Origin of the sequence: Desulfomicrobium apsheronum, from assembly GCF_900114115.1 — a bacterium.
In the GTDB taxonomy this organism is placed as follows: domain Bacteria; phylum Desulfobacterota; class Desulfovibrionia; order Desulfovibrionales; family Desulfomicrobiaceae; genus Desulfomicrobium; species Desulfomicrobium apsheronum.
This window is the reverse complement of sequence record NZ_FORX01000002.1, coordinates 82051-106229: the sequence shown is the minus strand read 5'-3', so window position 1 is coordinate 106229 and position 24179 is coordinate 82051. Positions and strand designations below refer to the sequence as shown.

General features: G+C 53.9%; 23 protein-coding genes. 9 read left to right on the top strand and 14 right to left on the bottom strand.

Annotated features, from left to right (window positions below; all coding sequences use genetic code 11):
- The first annotated feature begins 180 nt into the window (after positions 1 to 180).
- Positions 181 to 975 (top strand): outer membrane lipoprotein-sorting protein, encoded by a 795-nt coding sequence (locus BMZ40_RS02635; RefSeq protein ID WP_143075515.1) that lies wholly within the window; start codon positions 181 to 183, stop codon positions 973 to 975.
- A 137-nt stretch (positions 976 to 1112) separates the two neighbouring features.
- Here BMZ40_RS02635 and BMZ40_RS19435 read toward each other — a convergent pair whose 3' ends face one another.
- The gene (locus BMZ40_RS19435) at positions 1113 to 1403 is read right to left on the bottom strand and encodes a hypothetical protein (protein ID WP_177192986.1); all 291 of its coding nucleotides are present in this window, start codon (positions 1401 to 1403) and stop codon (positions 1113 to 1115) included.
- On the opposite strand from BMZ40_RS19435, the gene BMZ40_RS02630 reads away from it, so the two are divergent.
- The 5 genes from BMZ40_RS02630 to BMZ40_RS02610 all read left to right on the top strand — a co-directional run bounded on the left by BMZ40_RS02630 (position 1367) and on the right by BMZ40_RS02610 (position 9594).
- The gene (locus BMZ40_RS02630; RefSeq protein WP_177192985.1) at positions 1367 to 3097 is read left to right on the top strand and encodes an AMIN domain-containing protein; all 1731 of its coding nucleotides are present in this window, start codon (positions 1367 to 1369) and stop codon (positions 3095 to 3097) included. The genes BMZ40_RS19435 and BMZ40_RS02630 overlap by 37 nt on opposite strands.
- A 171-nt stretch (positions 3098 to 3268) precedes the next feature.
- Positions 3269 to 4132, top strand: a complete 864-nt coding sequence (locus BMZ40_RS20145; RefSeq protein ID WP_425429350.1) for an N-acyl amino acid synthase FeeM domain-containing protein — start codon at positions 3269 to 3271, stop codon at positions 4130 to 4132.
- A 173-nt stretch (positions 4133 to 4305) separates the two neighbouring features.
- Positions 4306 to 5205 carry an N-acyl amino acid synthase FeeM domain-containing protein gene (locus tag BMZ40_RS02620; RefSeq protein ID WP_092372580.1) on the top strand — a complete coding sequence of 300 codons (900 nt, stop codon included), beginning with the start codon at positions 4306 to 4308 and terminating at the stop codon, positions 5203 to 5205.
- Positions 5202 to 7469: an efflux RND transporter permease subunit gene (locus BMZ40_RS02615; RefSeq protein WP_092372579.1), complete on the top strand. Its 2268-nt coding sequence runs from the start codon at positions 5202 to 5204 to the stop codon at positions 7467 to 7469. The genes BMZ40_RS02620 and BMZ40_RS02615 overlap by 4 nt, the downstream gene beginning before the upstream one ends.
- Positions 7470 to 7554: 85 nt before the next feature.
- Positions 7555 to 9594 carry a ThiF family adenylyltransferase gene (locus BMZ40_RS02610; protein WP_092372578.1) on the top strand — a complete coding sequence of 680 codons (2040 nt, stop codon included), beginning with the start codon at positions 7555 to 7557 and terminating at the stop codon, positions 9592 to 9594.
- Positions 9595 to 9687: 93 nt separating this feature from the next.
- Here BMZ40_RS02610 and BMZ40_RS02605 read toward each other — a convergent pair whose 3' ends face one another.
- Positions 9688 to 10491, bottom strand: coding sequence for a THxN family PEP-CTERM protein (locus BMZ40_RS02605; RefSeq protein ID WP_092372577.1), 804 nt, complete (start codon positions 10489 to 10491; stop codon positions 9688 to 9690).
- A 336-nt stretch (positions 10492 to 10827) separates the two neighbouring features.
- Entirely contained in the window at positions 10828 to 11736 is a 909-nt protein-coding gene (locus BMZ40_RS02600) for a PEP-CTERM sorting domain-containing protein (RefSeq protein WP_092372576.1), read from the bottom strand.
- Between the two features lie 291 nt (positions 11737 to 12027).
- Between BMZ40_RS02600 and BMZ40_RS02595 the strand changes: the two genes are divergently transcribed.
- Positions 12028 to 12714, top strand: a complete 687-nt coding sequence (locus BMZ40_RS02595; RefSeq protein ID WP_092372575.1) for a CAAX prenyl protease-related protein — start codon at positions 12028 to 12030, stop codon at positions 12712 to 12714.
- A gap of 66 nt (positions 12715 to 12780) precedes the next feature.
- On the opposite strand, the gene BMZ40_RS02590 is transcribed toward BMZ40_RS02595, so the two are convergent.
- The 11 genes from BMZ40_RS02590 to BMZ40_RS02540 all read right to left on the bottom strand — a co-directional run bounded on the left by BMZ40_RS02590 (position 12781) and on the right by BMZ40_RS02540 (position 23252).
- On the bottom strand, positions 12781 to 13065 hold the full coding sequence (locus tag BMZ40_RS02590) for a hypothetical protein (RefSeq protein WP_092372574.1): 285 nt from the start codon (positions 13063 to 13065) through the stop codon (positions 12781 to 12783).
- A gap of 143 nt (positions 13066 to 13208) precedes the next feature.
- On the bottom strand, positions 13209 to 13712 hold the full coding sequence (locus BMZ40_RS02585) for a VOC family protein (RefSeq protein WP_092372573.1): 504 nt from the start codon (positions 13710 to 13712) through the stop codon (positions 13209 to 13211).
- Between the two features lie 176 nt (positions 13713 to 13888).
- On the bottom strand, positions 13889 to 14260 hold the full coding sequence (locus BMZ40_RS02580) for a VOC family protein (RefSeq protein ID WP_092372572.1): 372 nt from the start codon (positions 14258 to 14260) through the stop codon (positions 13889 to 13891).
- A gap of 172 nt (positions 14261 to 14432) precedes the next feature.
- Positions 14433 to 15578 (bottom strand): IS4 family transposase, encoded by a 1146-nt coding sequence (locus tag BMZ40_RS02575; RefSeq protein ID WP_092372571.1) that lies wholly within the window; start codon positions 15576 to 15578, stop codon positions 14433 to 14435.
- Positions 15579 to 15795: 217 nt separating this feature from the next.
- Positions 15796 to 16107, bottom strand: a complete 312-nt coding sequence (locus tag BMZ40_RS02570; RefSeq protein ID WP_092372570.1) for a hypothetical protein — start codon at positions 16105 to 16107, stop codon at positions 15796 to 15798.
- Between the two features lie 306 nt (positions 16108 to 16413).
- Entirely contained in the window at positions 16414 to 16710 is a 297-nt protein-coding gene (locus BMZ40_RS20140; RefSeq protein WP_425429353.1) for a hypothetical protein, read from the bottom strand.
- Positions 16673 to 17185, bottom strand: a complete 513-nt coding sequence (locus BMZ40_RS19430; protein WP_177192978.1) for a hypothetical protein — start codon at positions 17183 to 17185, stop codon at positions 16673 to 16675. Before BMZ40_RS19430 ends, BMZ40_RS20140 begins: the two co-directional genes overlap by 38 nt.
- 329 nt (positions 17186 to 17514) lie before the next feature.
- Positions 17515 to 19179: a putative bifunctional diguanylate cyclase/phosphodiesterase gene (locus tag BMZ40_RS02560; RefSeq protein ID WP_092372568.1), complete on the bottom strand. Its 1665-nt coding sequence runs from the start codon at positions 19177 to 19179 to the stop codon at positions 17515 to 17517.
- Positions 19180 to 19324: 145 nt separating this feature from the next.
- Positions 19325 to 19762: a hypothetical protein gene (locus BMZ40_RS02555; RefSeq protein ID WP_092372567.1), complete on the bottom strand. Its 438-nt coding sequence runs from the start codon at positions 19760 to 19762 to the stop codon at positions 19325 to 19327.
- A 918-nt stretch (positions 19763 to 20680) separates the two neighbouring features.
- Positions 20681 to 22684, bottom strand: coding sequence for a sensor domain-containing diguanylate cyclase (locus BMZ40_RS02545; RefSeq protein WP_092372565.1), 2004 nt, complete (start codon positions 22682 to 22684; stop codon positions 20681 to 20683).
- Positions 22685 to 23015: 331 nt separating this feature from the next.
- Positions 23016 to 23252, bottom strand: coding sequence for a hypothetical protein (locus BMZ40_RS02540; protein ID WP_092372564.1), 237 nt, complete (start codon positions 23250 to 23252; stop codon positions 23016 to 23018).
- An 83-nt stretch (positions 23253 to 23335) separates the two neighbouring features.
- On the opposite strand from BMZ40_RS02540, the gene BMZ40_RS20020 reads away from it, so the two are divergent.
- Both BMZ40_RS20020 and BMZ40_RS02535 read left to right on the top strand, forming a co-directional pair.
- On the top strand, positions 23336 to 23470 hold the full coding sequence (locus BMZ40_RS20020; RefSeq protein ID WP_281243764.1) for a hypothetical protein: 135 nt from the start codon (positions 23336 to 23338) through the stop codon (positions 23468 to 23470).
- Between the two features lie 236 nt (positions 23471 to 23706).
- A complete protein-coding gene (locus BMZ40_RS02535; RefSeq protein WP_092372563.1) occupies positions 23707 to 24165 on the top strand; it encodes a type III secretion system chaperone in 459 nt (152 codons plus the stop codon).
- Positions 24166 to 24179: the final 14 nt, after the last annotated feature.

The following is a 24179-nucleotide window of genomic DNA, read 5'->3' as shown; positions in this document are numbered from 1 at the left end:
AAATTTACACTTAATCAAAATTATCCGAAATAATTCGCAGCACATCCCTTGATCAATACTGTTGCATCACTTTTTTTTATCTCTTCCAACATATCATTGACACTTCGGACAATATCCCTGAAAAAACATGGGAGATGGAGGTGGCGGCCTCAAACAATCAAAAATCCGTGAGTGTCGATCATGCATATCCGCACCCTGTTCCCGAAATGTTTCCTTGTCTGCTCGATCCTGCTCTGGGGCTTTGCCAACCCGGCGCTTCCGGCCCACGCCCAGCCTTCGGGCCGGGAACTGGCCCAGCTGGTCCATGACCGCTACGTGGGTGACGACTCCGTCTCCCGGCAAACCATGGAACTCGCTCCGGCCTCGGGACAAAAGCGCGTCCGCCAGCTGAACATTTCCGTTCTGGAAAAAAACGGCGCACGATCCACCTTGCTCCGGTTCATATCCCCTGCGGATATCCAGGGCACAGGCTTTCTGGCCGTCGAGGACGGACAGGGAGGGACGGCCCAGTTCCTCTATCTGCCCGCCCTGAACAGAACGCGACGCATCGTGGCGGGCCAGAAGGGACGCAGCTTCGTGAATACCGACTTCACCTACGAGGACATGGAGCGCAGACCCGTTGACGACTCCGACCACGTCATCGCCGGCGACGAATCACTGAACAACGTACAGTGTTGGATCATGGAGAGCCGCCCCAAGGCCGGCACGGACTCGCAGTACAGCATGGTCCGGACCTGGGTGGCCCAGGATATGCTCCTGCCGTTACGGGTGGATTTTTTCACTGGCGGCGACAATCCGACCAAACGCTACCTCGTGCTCCAACTGGAAAACATACAGGACATCTGGACAGAGACCAAAGTGGTCATGGAAGATCTCCATTCCGGTCATAAGACAATCATGGAAACTCAAGGCATTCAATACAACACCGGGATATCGGATAGCACATTCACACAACAGTCTCTTGAGCGCTGGTAATACATAAATAAAGTTCAAATTTATCGACTTTATACAATAAGAATTATGATTATTTATTTCTCAAGACACTGCTAAAAAGTATCGAAATAACATGAGTGTCATCCACTCGACGGTTGAAATCCATCCTTTTCGTACATCTAAAAAACATGGAGCACATTCTTCGAGGGGATGACGAATTTTTGCAGTGAATTCATTTCTAAAAAAATCACGAACGTATTCAATTGCATTTCGTGGAGATTTAAAAAGTATGAAATTTCGACAAAAAAGTCCGCCATCTCTTTACAAATATATGAAACGACAACCTGAATCGCGCTTACCAAATTTTCTGCACGCCATCCTGCTGCTCCTGTCGCTCCTGCTCCCTTTTCCAGCCCTTGCAAATGAGCCTGTCTTGGTTTCCACTTTTGATCCGAGCCCGAAAGATGCATCGCAAACCCTGGTCATCACCCTGTCCGCCGCTCCTCGAAACGTGCACTCTTTTGTCCTGGAAGATTCCAAACGCCTGGTGATCGACATCACCGAGGCAAGACTCCTTGAACCGGCCACCAACATGCCCGTGCAGCACCCATTGGTTCTGCGCGTTCGCGCGGCCCAGTTCAACCCGACAACCGCGCGCGTGGTCCTGGACTTGAAACAAGACGTGACACACCGCATCGACACGCCCGCCTCCGGCACGGAAAACGCAGCCCACAAAATCGTGGTCAGCCTGGCCCCGATGAATCCGGCAGCGCCACCCCAAAAGCCCACTCATCCCACTCCGCCACCGCAAGTCGTCAGGCCCGACATCCAAAAGATTCACCCGGCGTATACCGTGGCCCTGGCGGACACAGTCGGCAGTGCCGAGAATAAAACCCTCATCTTCGGAGAATCCACAGCCCCAAGCGAGGACCAGGAAGAGCCTTCGCCCTGGGGGCGGCTCAACTTTTCGGGGTTCCTCCTGGCAAAAATAGCGCAGGAACTGCATGAATCGGGCGCCCCCGAGCAGGCGCGCAACTTCCGCAACACGGTCAGGCTCGAAGGAAAATGGACTCCGCCTCTGCCCGGCAACGACCCTGCGGCCGTCCCCGGCGCATCAAGCACCTTTATTTTGGCCTCACTGCAGTCCGACTACCTCTGGTTCGGCCCCGAACATTCAACGGACGACTATGACCTGGATCTGTACGAAGGCTACATCTCCCACGCCACTCCGGGCTGGGACCTGCGCCTGGGCAGACAGATCGTGCGATGGGGAAAGACGGACCAGATCAGTCCGGCGGACAACGTCAACCCGCAGGATATGCGGGAATTCTTCGTCCCGGAACTGGAAGACCGCAAGATTCCCAACTGGATGGCCAGAATCCGCCTGTTCCCCGGCGACTTCACCCTGGAAGGCATCTTCATTCCCTTTTTCGAGGAAAACGAATTCGACTTCTCCGGAACCACCTGGGCCCTCCTGGGCGCCCAGCCGACCGACCTCAGGATCGATGAATCCAAACCCGGCAAGGGTCTGGACAACTCCGACCTGGGCCTGCGCGCCTCCACTTCCCTGGCGGGCTGGGACGTGGCGCTGAGCTACCTGCACGCCATCGAAAAATCGCCCCGTCTGCGCTTTGACCCGACCAATCCGGCGGGTCCGACCCTGCACGCCGACTACCACCGGCAAAATATCTGGGCCGTGGAATTCGAAACAACGGCCGACAAATTCGGATTTCGGGGCGAGGGTGCATATTTCGACAAACAATCCATACACACTGCGTCCCTCGATTCCGTGGCCAAACCGGTGCTCCATTATGCCCTCGGGATGGATTATCTGGGCGAACAGGACTGGTACGCGAACGTACAGCTCTCGCATCAGCACGTCTTTGAGTACGAGTCCCGCATACTGCTCCTTCGACGCGACAATTTTTATCTCAACGGCGAAATCAATCGCGAGTTCTGGCGAGGAAACGTGATGTTGAGGCTGCGCTACGCCCTGGATTTGAGCGATGGAGGCTCATTCCTGACACCGGAGGCCATCCTCAGCTATTATGAAAATCTTGAGCTGACCCTGGGAGCAAACGTCTTTACAGGCCCGGAAGATACCTTGTTCGGACGCTACAGGGACAACGATCAGATATTTTGTAAAATAAAATATTATTTTTAGAAAAATCACACTTCACCCGCATCCAGATCATCGATGACACGCAGTCCACTCAACTAAAAAGATTGCAACGGATATAATCGCCGAAAAAAAACGGCGCTATTCTGTGTTTAACTGAACCAGAAATAGCGCCGCTCTTACGATCAAGATTCAAAAAAAATACATGGATATACAATGAAATTATCAAAGCATCGATGGATCAACATCGCAAGCACACTAGGTCATGAACAAAAATATATCCACAGAGAAAAGGATATCGATTACGTATTCAAGATAGCTGAATACGCAAGCGAGCTTCTTGAATCATACAATCTTATGTATCACAAATATGTAAATGCTGGATATTCAAAGGAAAATAGCAAAGAAATATTATTTACAAAATTTCATTTACTCCCAAGAACGACAGTTCTTTTGGCAAAATCGGAAAATACAATAATATCCACAGCAACGCTGGTTCCCGACTCCAAGCAATTTGGCCTGCCAATGGACGAATTGTACCGCGTGGAACTGGATTATCTGCGCAGACAAGGCCGAAATGTGACGGAAGTATGCTCGCTGGCCTCAAACACACAGAGGTTCTCGCGAAGCGGCATTCAGAACTTCACCAGACTGCTTTTCCTGTATTGCGTGTTTTTGGATGTCGATGACGTCTGCGTGATGGTCAATCCGAAACATGTCCCCATTTACAAGAGGCTCTGCGAGCTCGAGATCTTCGGGGAGGAAAAGCACTATGCCCGGGTCAATGCCCCCGCCGTGGCGCTTCGCGCGGATGTCGCCGCCGTCAGGAGGCGGCTCGACAGCAAGGGGCTCATGACCTCGTACCGAAACGCAATCGATGCCCATTATCTGTCCCAACGCATCGCGCTCTGCGGCCGGATCACCGACATTCTCGAAGGCCGAAGCCTGCCCCGGTCCCGCCCGAACCCCCTGGATACCAGTCTGCTCAATCACATCCTGTCCGACACCATCGACCTGCGGGATCTGTCCCTGGAATGCAAAATCCTGCTCCGAAACTCATACCCGGGCCTGCGGATCTGAATCTCTCAAGACGGGTTCAGGCATGGCATATGCAACGAACATTTACGTCTCTTCAAGAGACGCCGACAGGAGGACCATAACACCAGACGAGCCGCTTTTTCGCAGCCAGGGCCATGACGCGAACCGCGTCGGCTTTTTCTCTTTTCTTTCGTGCTCGCGAACATGGAGAACCCATGACCGATCTCTCCGAAAACACGCGTCAGGATCGCCGAAGATCCGTCAGACTCCGTCGCTCCGCCATGCTGAGAGCCAAACTCGATGAAATTGACCGACCGAACATCAAGATCGCGGAAACCCGCGACGAGTGGTCTCAGTCCTTCGCCCTCGTCTACAGAGAGTACCTCGCCTCGGGATACATCAAGCAGCCACATCCCTCGGGCATGCACCTTAGCGTCTACAATCTCCTGCCGACGACGTGCGCCTTCATTTTCAGAACCTATGTCACTGTAATATCCACATTGACCCAGATCTTCGACAGCGAGCTCTTCGGCCTGCCCATGGACGCCCTGTATCGGCCTGAACTTGATGCGCTGCGTTCCCAGGGCAGAAAGATCACCGAGCTCTCGGCCTTGGCAACGCCCAGGGAGACACGCTGGTGCAATCTCATGGTCTTCCTGTCAAAGACGATGTTTGAATACTCAATGATGAACAACATTGACGACATATGCATCATGGTCAACCCGAAGCATGTCAATTTTTACAAGACAATGTTCCTGTTTGAAGATTTCGGAGAAGAGCGTTTTTACCCGGGAGTTGGCGCTCCGGCAGTCGCCTTGCGCATCAACATGGAACATATTGAAGACAAGGCATCGGAAAAATACAAGGACTTTGACGTGGATGACAATATCCATGAGTTCTTCTACAAAATGAAAAGCACCTTGGTGGAATTGAACAACGGGTGGACGTTCTATGACAAAAGGCCTCCCATGAGCGAAGAGGACGCACGGTTCTTTTTCAACACCCGGCAGGAAATCATCGCAAATCTGTCCGTGCCCCAAATGGAGCATCTGACGCGGCTCTATCCATTCCTCAAAAGCATTCCCGCATCCAGCATGCGCACGGATCATCCATGAAGCACATAGCCAGCCTGGTCACCCGATTCCCCATACTCTGCCTCGTGTTGTCCCTGTGCCTGGCCGCCCCGTTCCTGATCCAGCTCCCACGCATCCAGACCGTAGACAATGTGGATTATTTCACCGTTGAGGGCGATCCGGACGTCGCCTTTTACCAAAGCATCAAGGACACCTTCGGAGAAGACGAATTCTTCGTGATCGCCTTTTCAAGTCCCGAGCTGTTCACGTCCCCCGTCTTACGCATGATCGCGGCCCTCACGCAGGAACTCGAAACCATCCCCGAAGTCCGGGAGGTGCAAAGCCTGGCCAATGTGGACTACATCCACGGCGAAGAGGAATATTTCGAAGTTCGCCCATTTCTGGAGCGCATCCCCGAAGACGCTCCGGGAATGGCCGCCCTGCGGGAACAGGCGCTGGGCAACCCGCTCTATGTCGGCAACCTCGTTTCTGCCGACGGGGAAACCACGGCTTTGGTGGTCTTTCCCACGGCGCACGAGGCCGGGGACGGAAGCTTTCGCAAGAGGCTCATCAAACAGACCGAAACAGTGCTCGCCAAACATGAAGAGCTTGCCGGCCGGTTTCATCTGGCCGGCTGGACCATGACCAACTTCAGCCTCAGCCAGTACATGAAGTCGGATGTGGCCGTGTTCATCCCGGTGACCTACCTATTCATCACCCTGACCATCTGGCTCTTTTTCCGCAACGTGCGCCTGACCCTGCTGGCCCTGGCCAACATCTCCGTATGCACGGGGACGACCATGGGATGCTTCCCCCTGCTCGGCATTACGCTGAACAACGTGACCACCATCGTCCCGCCGCTCGTCATGGCTCTTGCATTGGCAGATTCGGTGCACATCTTCGCCCATTTGGACAAAAAGCTGCTGGGTCAGGTCCGATCTCCCGCCAAAGCCATGGAACACATTCTGCACCGGGTCATAACCCCCTGCTTTCTGACCAGCCTGACCACGGCCGTGGGTTTCGCCTCCCTGGCCGTAAGCGACATCCCTCCGATCAAGGAATTCGGTTACGTGGCTTCGCTGGGCATGATTTTCGAATTCCTGTTTTCCTTCATGCTGTTGCCCCCGCTCATGCTCATGTGCAGGCCGGACACCATATACACCCACCAGCGCAAGGACATCGGCATGGGCGCCTTTCTGGGCCGCCTCTCCACGGTGGTGCAGACCCACGCCCGTCCCATAACCATCTTCATCACGATCCTGATCCTGGGCGCTTTGTGGGCAGCCTCGACGATCCGGGTCGAGACCAATCTGCTGGAGTACTTCAAGCCTTCAAGTCCCCTGCGCCAGGAGCTTTCCTACATCGAACCCCGGCTGAGCGGGGTCGGCACGGTGGACATTTCCGTCAAGGCCGGCGAGCGGGACGCCTTGCGCGACCCGGCCAAGCTGGCCGTGATCGACAGGCTGCAAACCTTCGCCCTGACGCTGCCGGGTGTCGACCGCACCATGTCCTTCGTGGACTTCCTGAAGGACATGAACATGTCCTTTCACAACGAGGATCCGGATTTCTACGTCATCCCTGAAAGCCGGGAACTGGTGTCCCAGTACCTGCTGCTCTACGACTCCGACGACATGGATGAATTCATCACCTCGGAATACGATCAGGCCCGCATCCTGATCCGCATCTCCGAGCACAGCTCCGCGGGCCAGGCCGAACTCATACACGCCCTGCGCGCCTTCATCGACCAACACGAACACGACGGCTTGCAAATCCGGGTCACCGGCCGGGCCGTACAGGACGTGAACACCATCGACGCCCTGGTCCGGGGACAGGTGGAAAGTCTGGCCCTGGCCGCCACCGTGATCACGTTCATCATGTTCCTGGCCCTGCGCTCGTTTGTCGCAGGGGCCCTAAGCCTGATCCCGAACGCGTTTCCGATCATCATCAACTTCGGGATCATGGGTCTGCTCGGCATCCCCCTGAACACCTCCACGGCCCTGATCTCCGTGGTCGCCCTAGGCATCGCCGTGGACGACACCATCCATTTCCTGACCGAGTACAACCGAAAGCGCGCCGAGAGCCTGCCCATGCGGGAGGCTCTGCAACGAGCCATCCTGGAAAAAGGTACGGCCATCTGCGCTTCATCGCTGATCCTGGTCATCGGCTTCGGCGTGCTTCTCTTCAGCAGCTTCGTGCCCACCATGAGCTTCGGGGGTCTGAGCGCCGTGATCATGATCACGGCCGTGGTAGGCGACCTGATCGTTCTGCCGGCGGCCATGCTTTCCTTTGACGGCAAGAGCGAATGACACGGCAGGAACAAGCCGGGCAGCAAACACGCCGGAGACGCCCCGGGGCCAGGGGGCATCTCCTTAAGGAAAAAGAGGATCAAGCATGAAACGAGATGAACACCTGGCAACCTTGCAGGCCCTCGGAATTTCCAGCGAGGAAGCCTATCGCGAGGAAGCCTTTTCCCGCAACATCGGGCTGTTTTCACCGGGCGAGCAGGAGCGACTGGCCGAGGCCAGGGTCGCCATTCCGGGCATGGGCGGCGTGGGCGGAGTGCATTTGATCAATCTGGTGCGCACCGGAATCGGCCGTTTCAACCTGGCCGACTTCGACCAGTACGAACCGGTCAACGTGAACCGCCAGTACGGGGCCAGGGTGCCATCCTTCGGCCGCCCCAAACTTGAGGTCATGATCGACGAGGCGCACGGCATCAATCCGTTCCTGGACATCACGCCCTATCCCTCGGGACTGACCGCAGACAACATGGAAGCCTTTCTAACAGGCGTGGACGTGGTCCTGGACGGACTGGACTTCTTTCAGTTCGAAATCCGCCGCAGCCTGTTCAACATGGCCCGCTCCATGGGCGTGCCCGTGATCACGGCCGGGCCGCTGGGATACAGCTCGGCCCTCCTGGTCTTCACCCCGCACGGCATGGGCTTTGACGACTATTTCGATGTGGGCGGGGAACTGCCGGAGGAACAGAAATATCTGCGTTTCGCCATGGGGCTGGCCCCAAGGCCCACACATATCGGATACATGGACCTGTCCAGGGTGGATCTCAAGGGTGGCAAAGGCCCGTCCCTGAACATCGCCTGCCAGTTGTGCTCGTCCCTTGCCGCCACCGAGGCCGTGCGCATCATTCTTGGCAAGCCGGGACTCAAGCCCGCGCCCTGCTTCCTGCAGTTCGACCCCTTCCGGCAGGTGCTCCGTAAAGGGCGCCTGAGCCGGGGCAACCGCACCTTCAGCCAGCGCGCCAAACTCTGGTACGTGCAAAACGTACTGATCAAGGCCACTGACACGGGCCGGGTGCGCATTCCGGACCAACCCGTGGTCAGCGTCTCACATTTTGACTCCCTGCCCCAGGATGTCGGCACCTATCTGCTGCAGGCCGCAATTCAAGCTCCCTCCGGGGACAATGCCCAGCCCTGGAGATTTCGCCTGACGGGCAATGACATCCACGTTTTCCTCAATCCGGAAACCGACATGTCGTTTTTCAACGTCCGCCAGATCGCCTCCATCATCGCCTGCGGAGCGGCACTGGAGAATATCCGCATCGCCGCCGCAAGCATGGGCCTCTATGCAAGCACGCAGATCCTGCCTGATGCCGCGCAGGAAAACCTGATGGGCACAGCGCGCATACAGCCGGGCGATCAGGCACCGGAACCGCTGGCCCGGCACATCTGGACGCGCTGCACCAACCGACGTCCCTACGACAAGCGCCCCCTGCCGGACTGGGTGCAGGCAGATCTCAAGGCCCGCATCGCGGACATTCCCGAAGCCGGATTGCATCTGCTCACCGGTCGCGCTCAGCTCAGGAAACTCGCCAAGGTGATCTACCTGGCCGACAGAATCCGCACCGAGCACCAGGGCCTGCACGAGCATTTCACCTCCATGATCCGTTTCAACGACCAGGAAGCACGGCAACGCCGCGATGGCCTGCCCCTCAAGAACCTGGAGGCCGGATTGCCCGGAGAGGCATTCCTGCGCCTGACCAAACCGTGGCCCGCAATGCGCGTCGCCAACGCCCTGGGACTGGGTCGGTTGGTGGCCCTGCACTCGGCCCAGGGCATCCTGGCCAGCGGGGCTGCCGGAATGGTCGTGGTCGATGGATTGGAACCAGGAGACTTTCTGCGCGGCGGTCAGGCCCTGCAACGCATCTGGCTGGCATTGGAGCACCATGGCCTACAGATGCAGCCCATGACCGCACTCACCCTCTTCCGGCTGCGCTGGATCTGGGAAGGGCCGACAAGTTTTTCCGAAAGGCACCAAAAATCACTGGAGCGGGTCTGGCAGGATTTGAAGGATCTGTTCGGAAACGTGGACTTTGAAAATCAGGGTCCGGTCATGCTCTTTCGCACAGGCTACGGCCCGGGAATCCGGCACCGCACCCTTCGGCGGGAGGCGGAAGACTTTGTGATCGAATGACCGGCCGTTGCGTCCAGGCAGGGACGATCTCATGGCATACAAAAAGGCCGGGAAGCATCTGCTCCCCGGCCTTCATACTGTTATGACGATTGATCAGTTCTTCTTGTTGCGGCGTACCGCGATGCCAAGGCCAAGCAGGCCAGCGCCCAGAAGAAGCATGGTGGCAGGTTCCGGAACAGGCGAGGCCATTATACGCAGGTTGAACTGAGCCGAATTTTGGCCGTCTTCAGTTGCGAGCCATCCAAAATATTCTCCTTCTCCATATATGGCTGCTACGTAATCATGGTAAGCGCCTTCCAGCAGGCCAAAACCCTCACTGTTGAACTCGAAAGTATACTTATATTCTTCATAGATAAAAGAGCCTTGTGTCAGGCCTGGGTCGGTGAGGATAAAAATATCCATTGGCGTTACATCATTGTTCGGAGTTTCAAAGAACAGAAACTCCAAAAATGCTGTGTCCACAGGCTGTACGGGTCCGGCAGGTATGAAAGGCGTAAACTGAATGCTGGCCGCGACCTTTCCATATGCAAGAGTTGGGTAGTCTGAACTAAGAATGTAGTTATGATGTACAATTGAAACAACATCTACAGACGGTCCATAAGTCTCCAAAGGAATTCCGGTCATCAGGTCGATACCGGATACAGGAGCGATAAGCTCAAGTGAGCTCTGAAATTGACCTGGATTACTCCCGGGGACGGTGGATGGCACGCCCCAGTACAGGGTCCTCAAATCAGCACTCACACCCATTTCGTCCTGGTTGGCCTCATCGTTAAGCCAATCAACAAAAATAGCGTCATTGGTATACGCCCACTGAGTCACCAAGGCAGCAGAGGCCAATGTCGCCGTGAAAAAAAACGCCACAGCTAAAAGACATGTTACAAGTAGATTCTTCCTCATGGTAATCCTCCCAATGTTAAAATAACTGTCTTGTGGTGACAGGTTATTAGCATGGTCCATGCCAATATTTTGAGACATTATTTCAGATATTTGTATAAAAATATATCAATTGGAACTCAAAAAAATGTAAACTGCTCCGACATTCTTCCAGTTTAAATTTACACACGAGCAATTCCCCTAACTCCAAAGTTACCCTGAACGTTGATTACGCCCGAAAAAAAGGCTCCCACTTCAAGACCAAGCGAATATTCTTGTTGATTATCAAATGGATACATAAAAAAACTCGGAGCATCTCTTCGATACTCCGAGTCTCTTTCGCGTCAAGGACGGTATATTCTATTTGCGCAGCTTGCCGCCCGCGAACGCCAGGGCGACCATGCCGAATCCGAGCAGGGCCACGGTGGCCGGTTCAGGGACTGGAGGCGGAGGAGGATTGTCGCTTCTATAACCCAGGATGAAGAAATCCTCAAAACCATCGCTCAAAAGCTGATACTGGAATGTAGCCGTGAAGAATAGGCCCTGACCAATAAACTGGGACAGGTCCATCGTTGGGGCATATACGAGAAAGTCCACATTGTTTGTTCCGGTTGTATCGAACGAGTATTCCGTACCCATGAATTCCACAGTCTTCGTGTTCGGAACTTCAACAAGAGCCTCTTCATCAAACTCACCATTGTTGAGACCGTCGAAGGCCCATTCTGCAAGCCCGAATGCGTCAGGCGCATAAGGAAAAATAGTTCCAAATTCATCGGTGATCGCAACGTATCCGTTGCCAAGCATGTTTGGCTGGTTTCCTATCTGATTAATATCGAATGCGAAAACAGGTATATTTGATCCCTCGAATTCGCTTTGAAGAAAATTATACAACAAATCCACGGAAACGACCCAACTAATATTCAAATCAGTGTTAAATTCCGTAGTCGAACCATCATTTGGAAATGCCAAAGGATCAGGAAAACTATATCCACCCCTGATGTTTACATTATCTCCAGCAGCCTTTTCAGCACTCTCACTGTCACCCCACCAGATTTTGAGTTCATCTTTAAGCGAACCTTGATTTGATGGATAGATCGAATAGCCAGGATAAAGTTGCTTCAATATGCTTGTTGAGTAGGAATAATATTCGTCGTACGGGATCGCATTGGGAAAGACAGGTTCCGGCAACCAAACACTTGCCCATGACGGCGAAGCCAATAAAAACATCAGCACTGTTGTGCAAAGACTGCCCTTGACAAGCGATTTCATAATCAGTCCCTCCGGTTGTTTTTCTCTGTGACGCCCCTTGGCTATAAATCTCTTCAAGCAGGAAAAATGCCAATATGCACTACCCTTTAATCATTCATCTTATTGTAAACACACGCCAAACAATGTAAGATAATCCGACAACGAGTTGTTTTACTTTCCAGCTTTCGACCAACGTTTGCCCCAATGAAACGCTGCAATACAACCATCAGATTCGACAAACAGCAGCAAAATCGTTTTCAACTCACAACGGAACGTTGCATACAGGCACACATTTAGCTTAACAGCCAACCAATGAACGACAAAGCTTGGCCGCGCATAGTGCCTTTTGCCCTTTTCATGGTCATCATCGGCCTTGAGGAAGGATTGCGTTTCATGGACGGCAAAGCCTGGATCAGCATCCAGGAATCGACCTTCGCCCTGCTTTACCCGCTCAGGCCTCTGGTCGCCGTCATCGCGCTCTTCCTGTGTCGACGGGCCTACACGGAACTGTGCTGGGCCGATCTGAAGAGACGCGGCCAGACTTTGGGGAGCATCGCGCTGGGCCTTGCGGTCTTTGTGTTATGGATCAACATGGACTGGACCTTCGGAGCGCTGAGCGAACCTCCGGGCTTCAATCCCGGCGTCTTTTCGAACCCGAACCTGCGCCTGGCCATGACCGGCATCCGCATCGGCAGCGCCGTGCTCATCGTCCCGATCATGGAGGAAATCTTCTGGCGATCCTTCATCTTGCGCTACGTCATCAACCCCGAATTCGCCAAGGTTCCGCTCGGCACGTTCACCTGGATTTCGTTTCTGGCCAGCGCAGTGCTCTTCGGCTTGGCCCACCATTTCATCCTCGCCGGAATCATGGCCGGCATGGCCTATTCCTGGCTGCTCTACAGAACCAGGAGCCTGGCGCAATGCGTCCTGGCCCACGCAGTGACCAACCTGGCACTGGCCGCTTTTGTACTGAACACGGAAAAATGGTGGTTTTGGTAAATCGCGAGGAAACGGAACCGGTCTGATTGGCCGGCTATCCATGAGAGACTTACTCGACTTTCGGGGTTAGCCATTAACAGCTAACAACCTTTGTTCATTGAAAATATAGTCGAAATCGTGCCCCAAACTACGCATTCCTTCTTGAAAACCCTCAAGCAGTATGCGTTCAGCCTGGCTCTGGTTGTCGCCAAGTTTCTTCAGGTTTTCCAGGGTAATGCCTAGGATTTGGCACAGCGCCTTGACGAGAGTGCAGTCCTCGGCCTCTTCGCAACAATGATGGAATAGCAGGCCAAGGGTTCTTGGGTCGTCAGTCCTGCGTTTCTCGATGCTCAGGAAGATGTATCTGGTCATCACGATGGTCGTGTGTAGAAGAGCGCGGAGCGTTCAAGTCGGATTTCCCTTACGCAGAAAATCCGCTCGTCATGACGTGTTCGCGGAAATCAATCCTGACCTACGCATTGTTCATGCCCCCTGGTCCAATCCGATCGTGTCCGTCAAAAAACTCCATCATAAGCTCGCTTGAGCGTGTCAATCTCGAGCTTCTTCATCTGAAGCATAGCCTCCATGGCTCTTTGGGATTTTTCAGAAGTGCCGTCACCCAGCATTTCAAACATGACAATGGGCACAACCTGCCACGAAACTCCGTACTGATCCTTGAGCCAGCCGCATTGTTGCGCAGTATCGTCACCGTTCGCGGTCAGCTTTTCCCAAAAATAATCCACTTCCTCCTGCGTCTCGCACTTGATCTGAAACGAAATGGCCTCGTTGAATCGGAACATCGGGCCACCATTGAGCGCGGTAAAATGTTGGCCGCTGAGTTCAAACTCCACGGTCATGACAGATCCCGCCGCTCTGCCGTGGATCTCATGTCCCGCTTCACCGTATCGGGTCACGCTCATGATTTTTGAATTTTTGAAAATGGATGTGTAAAATTCAGCAGCCTCTTGCGCTTGATGATCAAACCACAAGCAGGGCGCAATTTTTTGCATGGTGTTCATTATATAACTCCAATCAATGTCCACGGGCGGGCAATACGACTTCTCAAAAAGGTCTGTAAGAGCATTGAAGTCAATGCGTTCCGATGGACTGGGCTTGAATCGTGATGAAACGTCATGTCATGGTTGTGACCGGTGAATTGTGAGCCACAACCATGCATTGATCATGTGATGATTGACTATTGCATTGAATGCAAGCCAATTAAATTTCCTTCCGTATCGTATACCAAGGAAATATGCCCATATTCTCCGATGGACATTTTTGATTCTTTAACCTTTCCTCCATTTTTTTCAACACGACTTTCTTCCACTGAGCAATCTTCACAAGCAAAATATATAATTATACTGTTTCCTCCGGACTTGCCATCGTCCATTTTGACCAATGCGCCAGACGAACCTTCCTCATTCATATGCATCGGAAAGCTGTAATATTCAGGTTCTCCAGTATTGAGTCTTTCAAGCTTGACTTCAAAGACAGCCTCATAAAATTTTTTGGCTCGATTCATGTCTTGAACATATATCTCGAACCATCGTACAGGATTAAGCGCCATGGATTCCTCCTTTTGTTGCTTTGATTTCAGGGAGCGTTATGGCTCCGGCGTGCACACATCATACTGACAACTATTCAAAATATATGAAAAAAAAGTTAATTAAATCCTGTCTTTCTTTTGTATACACACGTCACAACGTATTTGAACAATTTTTTTGATCTCGACTTCGGGGTTAGCCATTAGCAGCTAACAACCTTTGTGCATTGAAAATATAATCGAAATTGCGCCCCAAACTACGCATTCCGTCTCGGAAAGCATCAAGCAGTATGCGTTCAGCCTGATTCTGAGCTTCGCCAAGTTTCTTCAGGTTTTCCAGGGTGATGCCTAGAATATGGGACAGAGCTTTGACTAAAGTGCAGTCCTCGGCCTCTTCGCAACAACGGCGGAACAGCAGGCCAAGGGTTCTTGGATCTTCCGTCCTGCGTTTCTCGATGCTCAGGAAGATGTATCTGGTCATTACGATGGTAGTGTGGGCGATGAGGGCATCGAAATCCCGGCTTTGGCAGCCTTTCTCCAGTTCCAGGTGCTGCTTTGCCGTGCGGAAGAATACCTCGATGTCCCATCGCTTGCCGTAAATGCGGACTACGTCTTCATCGGCAAGGGTGACGTTCGTGGTAAGCAAGGCAAGCCAGTCTCTCTTGTGCTTGTTGCGTACGAAGACGAGTTTGGCCTCGAGGCCATCCTTGAACCCAACATGGGCGTTGGCAAGGATCTTGGCCCTGCCTCGGCGTTTGCGGATCTGGCTGTAAATCTGCGTCACGTCCATCTTCTGTCCTTCGAAGATGTAGTGGATCTTGGAAGTGCGCTTGACCATGCAGATGACGGGGATGTGCTTGCACACATCGGAGATCAGGGTGGGCATGGCGAACCAACTGTTCATGAGCAGGAACTTGGCCTTGATGCCGACCTTCAGTGCACGCACAATCATGGGTTCAACCAGTTCTGTCGATTTGGTCACAGTCTCCTGACGCCGCCGCGCACCGCATGATCTTTTATCAAGGTCTTTGGAAACTTCCTGGTATCGTTGCTTTTTGTTCGCGGAAGAGCGCAGCGCAAAGTCCAGAGGTAAAAGGGCTGATCCATCGGACCAGGCCAGCGTGAGCAACTTGAAGCCTTTGAGGAATCGCCCGGTCGTATGGATGAACGGAAGAACAAAGATATTCAGAAGAATAGTCAAAGCGGATATCCTCTTGCTTTCTTGATACTTGAATTTCGCGCTATGGTTGCAATTCTGAACTGACTGAAAAAACGAATCGATTCTGCTCTCACACTCGGTTTTAATGAGTTGCAGATCTATGGCATTATTTGCAGTTTGCATGCGGGGATCCCTTTTTTTGTGTCCTGTTGTGTGAAAACAAAAGAACTACTACATAAGGAGGATCCCCTCAATCAAAATATTCAATTATTCTCGATAGATTTCTGTTTCAGCGACTTTACTAACAACCCCGAAAGTCGAGAGACTTATTGAAACGGCACAAAGCTCGCCGCAAAAAGTGGTCGCCAAAAACATGAATCCAGCACCAACGCCGCAACCATCATGTCAATGAGATTCCGCCATAGAGAAGGCCGATGACCACCCCGAAATTAAAGGCAAAGACCCAACGAGTGCCAAAGCGGTGGATCTTGTACAGGGAAACGGCCACGCTCGTGATGCAGACAAACGCAACGACCATCCAGCCAAGGCTCGATCCGCCCCATTCAACAATCCTTTTGGCCACAAATATCTGGCCAAAGCCGAGCAGCATCCCGTGAGCCAGGGAAACAACGCCCACTCGACTCAGGAAATCGTCCAAAGCCTGCATGCCCTGACAAACAAGAATTGCGGCAATCGCCAGCAATATCTCCATCAGCCAACTCTCCCCCTTGGACGCGCGGCCAACTGAAACAGCCTGATCCGCATGCAGCCATACAACAGCCACGATGAAAGCTACAGGTGCCTTGGTGCATTTCTAACTCGACGTAATCTTTAATGATATATCAGTATATAATATGAGTAAAAATCAATCTTGGATAAAAATATATTAGCTAAGAATGCAAATGAAATATTTACTTTAATGATGCCACTGCAAAAAGTCTTTGCTCACCCAAGAATGTATTCCCGCCTTCGCTGGAATGCCATCCAATTTCGTTCGCGACTTTTTGCAGTATCGTCGTTAATTATGCATCTCGACTTCTGGAGATTCAATGGGAACAGCGAGCTCAATCCCCACAGAATACATGCCCATGAGCGAAGATTCATCTGGCTGCCCCCACCGAACGAGACCCTGATAGCTATCGCTTAAATCATATCCATCCACTTCTCTTCCTGGACTTGCTATGATTGACAATGTCTCACCAACATTGAATGAACAATCCGTCTCTATGAGAAATCCATATCTGCTCATGTTGAGGATGCGCCCCATCACGATTGCATCATTTTTCTTTCCACATATGATTCCACAAGGAAACATACAGGCGTGACGCTTCCACTTTCTTATTTTTTGATCTTGCGTCGACATGGTTTATCCTGCCTTGTTTTTTCGTATTTTCAAAAAACACACACGCAGCCGTGATTGAAAACATTGAGAACAAATGCATTTTACAATCATATTTAGCAACGAACGTACCAGCAGGGCAATCGGCATCGACATGGACACGCAGCGTACCCCATGACAAAAATATGCATCTCTGAATTACTTCCATGATGAAAATATCCCCGAGATGTAAGATTTCACAAACAAACCTGTCGGAAAATATTACATGCAGGCATCCTTTTTTCGTTTCGTTCGCCCCCGCAATCGTTCCTAACTGTTTGTCCCTGCCTGCATTGAAGCCCGAAGATGGTACTCGTCGCGCCCGGAGCTTCGAAAATACCGCCGGGCTTTCGAAAAAGCGCACAGCCTCCGTCAAACTTGGCCCGAAGCAAGCGGCGACCAGAATAGCCACTCTTTGGCATAAAACATGAATCATCCAAGAACACGAAAAGCCATCCCGGGGATAAGCGAGGACACATCATTGCAGCGGAGCACCCGCAGGAGGTCGCAAGCGACGCGCGGCACTCACCTCGCGGCGGCAACCCGACTCGCGAAAAGGACTCGAAATTCGGCAAACACTCGTGATATACTCGCAACACCAGTAAATGGCGGAAAAACTGCCTCTCCTTGCTAAAGATGGCGCAACCCCGTCATTTATCATGGTGTTAGGCGACAAATCCACGAGTTGAGCATACCCCTCCCTGACAAGCCACCAGGGGGGGGGATTTTTTTGGGGGGGGATTACGAGGGATTTCTTTGAGTAGCGAGTGCCGCGAAGGCTTCGGTGGTCATTGGCCGACCCAAGTAGTATCCTTGTCCTTCGGCACAATGATGTTTTTTGAAGAAAGCATGCTGCGTCTGCGTTTCAATGCCTTCGGCCACGATTTGATGATTAAAGCCCCACGCCATCGCCAAAAGGGCGGTTGCCACTGCCTTGCCCGACTTGGCCTCGATATTGTGCACAAAGGACTTGTCGATCTTGACTGTATCGATTGGAAATTCCCGCAAAAAACTCAGACTGGCACGCCCTGTCCCAAAATTGTCCACGGCAATCCGCACACCGAGATTTTTGAGTTCCTGCAAGGCCGGCAAAGTGTGCGGGGGATTTCGCGACAGGCTGTCCTCGCCCATTTCAATCTGCAGGTATCGCGGGTCCAGTCCTGTTTCCTCCAATATGGCGCGGACCTTGGACAAAAACCTTCTGTCGCTGAATTCGGCCGCCGAGACATTGACCGCGATCCGGCCCAAGCCCAGGCCGCACTGCAACCAGGCCCGCGCCTGCCTGCAAGCTTCACGGAGCACCCATTCCCCGATTGGCAAAATAAGACCGCTGCTCTCGGCAATTGTGATGAATTGCGCCGGAAAGTTGAGCCCTTGCCCGGAACGCTCCCAGCGCAGCAAGACCTCGGCACCTGTGATGGCGCCGGACTCAAGATGTACGGTCGGTTGGTAATGCAGAATGAATTCATCGTGCTCAAGCGCACGCTCAAGCGCCCGCTCGTCTGACTTGCGCACGACCGAATTGGAATTCATGCTCGCGGAGAATATCTGATAGCTGTTGCGGCCGCTGCTTTTGGCCTGATACATCGCGATGTCCGCCTTGCGCATCAGCATCTCGGCGTCAACGCCGTCATCCGGGTACATGCTGATGCCAATGCTAAGCCCGATCCGGACCTCCTGCCCGGAAATGAGGTGGGACTCCCCGACACTCTGGATCAGTTTTTCGGCGGTAAGGACCGCGCTTCGCACATCATCGACTTCCGGGAGCAGAACCACGAATTCGTCGCCACCATGCCGACTGACCGTATCCGAAAGGCGGACACTGGCCTGCAGACGTTTGGCGACGGATTGCAGCAATTGATCACCGCAGGCATGTCCCATCGAGTCGTTGATGCGCTTGAAGTGGTCAAGATCCAGAAACATCAGCGCCACCTTGTTGCCATGACGCTTTGCAAGCAAAATCGACTGGTTCAGCCGATCTTTCAAAAGTCCCCGGCTCGGCAATCCCGTGAGCAGGTCATGTTCGGCCATGTAGGACAAATGCTCTGCGATTCTCTCGGTCGCCTCGTTCATTATTTTTGCGTTGACCGATGCCACGACCAGTTTTTCGTTTGCTTCCCGTAATGTACTTTCCATTTCCGAACAGAATTCGAACTTGACCTTTTCGGCATTCTTGCGCGCCCGCAAAGCCTTCTTGACGACCTTCAGCACTTCTTCCCGCCTGTCGCAAAACGCTCCGCCATGCCCGACCGGTTTTTCTTTTTGCGCCTCCCTTTCGCCAATCTCCTGCTTGCATCCGGAAAGTGTTTTCGGCGCCTTGCAGCTCGACAACAGGGCAAACGCACGCCTCTTGAGAGGTCTCCTGGGCGCGAGGCGTCTGTAATCCAAACCAGCTTTCCTCAACATGGCCGACTCCGCTCATTCGCGACGAAATGCAGCGTCATCGCCTGACGCCTTCTCAAAATCGCGACGTGTTCGAAAAATCGGGAGCCAAGGAACGAAGCAAGCCCAGAAAGAACGACGACAAGGCGGGCGGCATCTATTTTTCGGCTCATGATGTCTTCTCCTGCTCCGTCACCACAAAATCAACCTCCCACACCGGATCCAGAAGGCGTCTGGTCAGAGAATTTCCAATCAGGGTGGCGAGCAATTCGGTGAACGTTATCAGCAAAGAACTGCCCGCTTGCGCCGCCACGACCGATTCGCGCCCGGCCATGAGTTCCGTCATTCGCGCGGGAAAGGAATCGTTGTCCAGCTGTCCGTCCAAGCTGGCCAGCCAAGGAAAAACCACACTCGTCAGCAGCAGCGCCCTTTTCAGAATGGCGTCGAGACCATTGTCGCCGATCACGGGCGTCACCTGAGCGGACATCAGGTGCCAGATCTCGGAAGTCGCCTGGGCGATAGCCAGCGAGTCGGGAAGATCTCCGGCACGCCGCCTCAAGGTTCTGCGTATCGCTTCGCGACAGAGGTCGCGGTCCGTGATCGGCATGGAATGGCTCCTGAAAACAGGTCGTTGTCTTTCTTTGTAAAATTGCACGGCTCATCAGTTCAAGATTGAGGTTTTCGCATGGTGGCACCCTGAATACGGAACCCGCCCGCACCCGCATCAGACGCGACTGCGCAGGACGGAAACCAGCACCAGGGTCAATACTGAAATCCCAAGCACCCAAAGCAGAGCCCACCCGTACCCGCCCGGCACCTTTCCCCGCGCGGCAATCCGCCACTTCTCATCTTGCCGCAAAGAATCAAATTTCAGCGAATGCAACCTTTCAATCTCCCCGGACCTGAAAATGTTATTAAGGATAACATGCCGTTTATTGACTCTGCGCAATAACATCTGTTCTCCATAATCGGATATTTGCAGGAGTTGATCATGAGATCGAATACGAAAAACGCCTGAGCGATTCCTCGCTTTGCAGCAACAGTGACACGATTGATTAAGCAACGATCGCGCCAAGACGATGGGCAAGGAATCCTGGAAAAAAATCATTTTAAAAGGGGCCGCGGTGGAGGAGCAACGCAAGAAAAAAAGAACACGGGCTTGGATTTTACATCCTGCCCCTTGTTCACGTGTTGGCCATGGCGACTGGATTCGAACCGCCAGCCTTGGTTCTAAAATCGGGGGATCCTGCCCTATTTCGCCTTGGCATCGATGTGAACACCGGTGCCTACAGAGGGCATGCTTCCGGACACCAGACACATCATGTCCCCACGCCATACCTGAGGATCGGCGCCCTTGCCTTGCAGAAATCCGACAGAGAAGCTCCGTAGAGCGCGTCAAGAGAGAGGTGAATTATTCCTGTCAGGATGGCACATTGATGGAGATGAGCAGATTTGCAAGGTGCGGTTCGGAAAGCTGTAATGAGGATCTCCTAACTGGAGACCTTCATTCCCAATCCGCTTGGCGTCACTGCTTCCTGGAGGGGTCGGACAGCCCCGGGACTTCGCAGATTTGGGTTTCGATACGATTCCGGCCAAGGGTTTTGGCCCTGTAGCAGGCCGCGTCGGCCACGGAGAGCAGTTCATCGACGCTAACCCTGCTTTCCGGCATGGCGGTAACCCCTATGCTCACGGTAAAGGCAAGTTCCTTGTCTCCATGAACAAAGTGCCCTCCCTCGATGACGGTTCTGATTTGCCCGAGCACGGTGCGCGCGGTCTCCAGACTGGTGTCGGGGAGGAGAATTGCGAATTCCTCGCCGCCGATCCTGCCGATGGTGTCCGAGACGCGCAGCCGGGATCTCAGCGCGTCCGCCAGGTATTTGAGCGCGGCGTCGCCTGCGGCGTGTCCGTAAGTGTCATTGATGTGCTTGAAATTGTCCGCATCCATGAGCGCAAGGCAAAGGGGCCGCCGGAGCCGGGCTGCCTGGGCGATTTCGGATTCGGCCCGGTCCATGAAGCAGCGCCGGTTCCAGAGGCCGGTCAGCTCGTCTGTCGCGGCCAGCAATTTGAGCTTCTCTTCGGCCATGATCTGCATGGTCACGTCCTTGAAGCTCCACAACCGGCCCGTGACATGGCTGCCTTCGAGCAAGGGGCGAGCGGTTTGCTCAAGTATGATGCCTGCCTTCAGGTGGAGGAGCACACTGTCGGGTGAATGGTCTTTCTTCAGGACGTCGTCGGTGGATTCGGGCAGGACCGAGCTTTCGACGTGTCCGATGAGCACGTCGTTCAGATCTTCGCCGGCGAGTGCGCCCCCAAGATTCCACAGTTCGAGGAAGCGCCGGTTGTAGTGCATGATCCCGCCCTGGTCATCCAGCACCAGCAATCCGTCGCTGGTGGTTTCAAGGATCAGCCGCAGTTCCGCGGCCTTGCGACCCAGGGAGGATTCGGTCATGCCTTCGATGCTGTCGGCGATGGAGGCCAACTCAGCGTTGGAAAAACCGGACGGCTTCAGCCCTGCGGCCTTTCCCTCCGTGATGTCCGCGATCCGCTGCTTGAGGGTCATGAGGGGCGTGACGAATCGCGACTCGTAAATCTTGAGCTGCAATAAACCGAGAAGCAAAGTCACCAGGGCCGTCGCCGAAACCGTCAGGACGATCCTGCGCCGGATGGGCTCCATGACCTCGTTCCGGTCCACGGCGGATATGATGATCCAGTCGTTTATCTTGAGTTTGGTGAAGTACGCCATCCGGGTTCCGGATCCGGGCAAGTCGTACTCGATGTGGCCTGCGTCACCTTTGAACAGCTTCAACGCCCCGGGCACGATGGTGTCCATGTTCTGGTTGATGTAAACGTTCTTCTCGTTGTGGACCAGCAACAGCCCCCCGGTGTTTATGACAAAATTCGACTGGCTGTCGAAGGACTTGATGCTGTTCAGCAAGCCGTCCATCCTGGACAGGGTGCTGTCCACCGACACGACGCCGCGCAGTCCCGTCTTGTCGAAAAAGGCCGAGGAAATGGCGACAAGCCATTCCTGATCAACAGCATCGCGGTAGGGCTGGCCGATGTTCATTTCAGGCCAGGCCTTGACCGCCGCAGCATACCATGGCCGGATTCGAGGGTCATAGTCCGTCGGCGGGACATAGGTGTTGATCAGCATTTCGCCGTCTTCATAGCCGGCGTAGCAGTATTTCACATTGGGATTGGATAATCTCACGAACCGGAAGTAGGTCAGGGCGCGTTCCCTGGATTCCTCACCTCCGGCGTCACCGAGGATGACATCGGGACTGGCGGCCATGATCCGCACCGCCGCCGCCAGGCCTTCCAGATGAGCTTCGACATATGCCGATATCTGTCTGTTCGCTCCCGATATGCGGTCATGAGCTGCGGTCAGACCCGACCGGTAGATTCCCGCAGACAGCATGGAGACGACAACAATGGCGATGGTTGCCAGACAGAACAGGCCGACTAGGAACATTTCCCGGCGGATTGTCTGCGTTCCGCCGTAGGGCGCATTTCGGGCCGGAGTGCTCAAACATATCTCCTGGGCATGTTCTTGAAAGGTTGGTTTGGTCCGTGCGCGTCCAATTCGAGCAGAGCGGAGACGATCCGGCCGGATCAAACTGCCGGATCAAATTGCGAATTTACCGGGGAAGGCCGGAAGTGTCCATTGCACCGATCGTGCGAACACCCGGCGCGGCCCGATTCTGGCCCAGGGTTACCGCACGCCTCCTGACCGCCACCTGCCATTTCTCCGAAAACCAGACCATTCCGGAACTCCCGGACCACCACGAATTGAGGGCCTGGATCAAGAATCGCCGCCCATGTCCGGCGGCGAATGTCTGCGCATCGACACGCTGGAAACATTATGGACCGGTCTGGCCGCGTGGGGACAGGAGGCCATGGCCCAGGACAGCGGTATCGAGCTCTTCCTGCAAAGCCGCGCCCCTGGCTGGAACGTCGTTGGTCGCGTCACCTTTCACCTGGCCGAAAATCCGCGCGATCCAGGCCCACCCGTCGCCTTCATGGCCAGCTTCACCACCGGCGTCGGTCCCGACGGCCAGGTCCGTCACCTGCCGTTGCGCAAAGCCCTGGGACTGCATGCCGGCAAGCGGAACAAACCGACCCGGGTCAAGCTGCTGCCCCCATCCAGAATGCGTCCACGCACTGCGACTAGGCCCGGCTCATGGTCGAAAACGGTAACATCTACCGGCCCATGGCCTGGCCGACAGGCCGCGCCGACATGCAAATTGACATCGGTTTCAATCCGTCGGACCGTTTCATTACCGACTTCATCGACACCATGCTCGGTGCCGCCTGAACACCTACCCTTGCGTCAGGATGCTACTCGGTCCTGATCGCACAGATTTCCGACTGCCCCGCCACCAACAAACTATGCACCCAGCGCCAACTCAATTGGCACACGCATGATTTCGAAAAGAAAAAAACTCAAAAAATAGGACCTTTGCAAATAGTGCAATGTGGATCGGCATTTGCTAAACACAAGCAGGACATAATCATTTACGGTTGTTAACAGACAAAAAACGAGAGGCGCACATGGACATCATGCACAACGCACAGGCCATCATGGACTACATCAACACGGCCATCAGCGGAGACGGACTCAAGCTCGATGAAAACGGAGTGGCATCCCTCACCATTGAAGAGGACATCGTCTGCCTCTTCTGTGTGCTTGAGGCTGAAAAAATGCTGGTCGCCACCCTCTACCTCGGCCGCATAAATCAGTCAGATTCCAACCTGCTGTATGAGATGATGTGCGGGAATTACATGGGGGCCTACACCGCCGGCGGCACCCTGGGCATTGACTCGGAAGAGGGCCTGGTCGCCCTGCACCAGCATTTCCCCCTGCCTGTGGACGAGCCAGCCTGGATCGAGGAACCTCTGTCCGCCCTCATCGGTGCGGCCCGTTACTGGCGGGACAAGCTCTCCGCATCTGTATCAGGAGTTGGCGAGACAGCCCATGTGTCCGCGGCCGAAGCGATGCTTCGCGTTTGATCCATCGGCCAAAC

Bases quoted from the DNA above. Each gene is read 5' to 3' on its own strand.
- BMZ40_RS02555 (WP_092372567.1), bottom strand. From the start codon at position 19,762: ATGCCGATCACGGACCGCGACCTCTGTCGCGAAGCGATACGCAGAACC.
- BMZ40_RS02540 (WP_092372564.1), bottom strand. From the start codon at position 23,252: ATGCAGTCCCAGGGCTTTGCGCAACGGCAGGTGACGGACCTGGCCGTC.
- BMZ40_RS02595 (WP_092372575.1), top strand. From the start codon at position 12,028: ATGAACGACAAAGCTTGGCCGCGCATAGTGCCTTTTGCCCTTTTCATG.
- BMZ40_RS02585 (WP_092372573.1), bottom strand. From the start codon at position 13,712: ATGAACACCATGCAAAAAATTGCGCCCTGCTTGTGGTTTGATCATCAA.
- BMZ40_RS02570 (WP_092372570.1), bottom strand. From the start codon at position 16,107: ATGGAGATATTGCTGGCGATTGCCGCAATTCTTGTTTGTCAGGGCATG.
- BMZ40_RS20020 (WP_281243764.1), top strand. From the start codon at position 23,336: ATGGTCGAAAACGGTAACATCTACCGGCCCATGGCCTGGCCGACAGGC.
- BMZ40_RS02575 (WP_092372571.1), bottom strand. From the start codon at position 15,578: ATGCAAACTGCAAATAATGCCATAGATCTGCAACTCATTAAAACCGAG.
- BMZ40_RS02580 (WP_092372572.1), bottom strand. From the start codon at position 14,260: ATGGCGCTTAATCCTGTACGATGGTTCGAGATATATGTTCAAGACATG.
- BMZ40_RS02560 (WP_092372568.1), bottom strand. From the start codon at position 19,179: ATGTTGAGGAAAGCTGGTTTGGATTACAGACGCCTCGCGCCCAGGAGA.
- BMZ40_RS02620 (WP_092372580.1), top strand. From the start codon at position 4,306: ATGACCGATCTCTCCGAAAACACGCGTCAGGATCGCCGAAGATCCGTC.
- BMZ40_RS02600 (WP_092372576.1), bottom strand. From the start codon at position 11,736: ATGAAATCGCTTGTCAAGGGCAGTCTTTGCACAACAGTGCTGATGTTT.
- BMZ40_RS02615 (WP_092372579.1), top strand. From the start codon at position 5,202: ATGAAGCACATAGCCAGCCTGGTCACCCGATTCCCCATACTCTGCCTC.
- BMZ40_RS20145 (WP_425429350.1), top strand. From the start codon at position 3,269: ATGAAATTATCAAAGCATCGATGGATCAACATCGCAAGCACACTAGGT.
- BMZ40_RS02590 (WP_092372574.1), bottom strand. From the start codon at position 13,065: ATGACCAGATACATCTTCCTGAGCATCGAGAAACGCAGGACTGACGAC.
- BMZ40_RS19435 (WP_177192986.1), bottom strand. From the start codon at position 1,403: ATGCATCTTTCGGGCTCGGATCAAAAGTGGAAACCAAGACAGGCTCAT.
- BMZ40_RS02535 (WP_092372563.1), top strand. From the start codon at position 23,707: ATGGACATCATGCACAACGCACAGGCCATCATGGACTACATCAACACG.
- BMZ40_RS02635 (WP_143075515.1), top strand. From the start codon at position 181: ATGCATATCCGCACCCTGTTCCCGAAATGTTTCCTTGTCTGCTCGATC.
- BMZ40_RS02610 (WP_092372578.1), top strand. From the start codon at position 7,555: ATGAAACGAGATGAACACCTGGCAACCTTGCAGGCCCTCGGAATTTCC.
- BMZ40_RS20140 (WP_425429353.1), bottom strand. From the start codon at position 16,710: ATGTTTCCTTGTGGAATCATATGTGGAAAGAAAAATGATGCAATCGTG.
- BMZ40_RS02605 (WP_092372577.1), bottom strand. From the start codon at position 10,491: ATGAGGAAGAATCTACTTGTAACATGTCTTTTAGCTGTGGCGTTTTTT.